The following is a 351-nucleotide window of genomic DNA, read 5'->3' as shown; positions in this document are numbered from 1 at the left end:
GGCTCCGCCCCTTGGACCCCCAAGCGCTCCGCGCTTGCGCAAATCAAAAGCCACGGCATAAAGAGAGCAACCTCATCTGGAGCTCTGCATGGCCATCTACCACTCTCGCGTCAAAGTTTTTAGTCGTTCCCGAGGCGATTCCGCTGTCGCAGCCGCTGCCTACCGGGCTGGTCTACTTCTCATCGATCACCTCACCGGTCAGCGTCACGATTACCGCCGTCGCGGCGGTGTCGTGGAGACCATCTGCCTGGTCCCCCAGGACGCGCCCGACTGGGCGTTGATCCCTGGGGAGCTCTGGCCGAAAGCCGAGGCGGCGGAGAACCGCAAGAACTCGGTGGTGGCCCGTGAGTT

General features: G+C 63.2%; 1 protein-coding gene. It reads left to right on the top strand.

Features of this window, described 5'->3' with window-relative positions:
- Positions 1-88: 88 nt before the first annotated feature.
- On the top strand, positions 89-351 hold a 263-nt coding region (locus XdyCFBP7245_RS23530), incomplete at its 3' end, for a MobA/MobL family protein (RefSeq protein ID WP_158255540.1).

Origin of the sequence: Xanthomonas dyei, from assembly GCF_002939865.1 — a bacterium.
Classification (GTDB): Bacteria; Pseudomonadota; Gammaproteobacteria; order Xanthomonadales; family Xanthomonadaceae; genus Xanthomonas; species Xanthomonas dyei.
The sequence above is the reverse complement of the archived record's forward strand: the minus strand, read 5'-3'. Positions and strand labels throughout refer to the sequence as shown.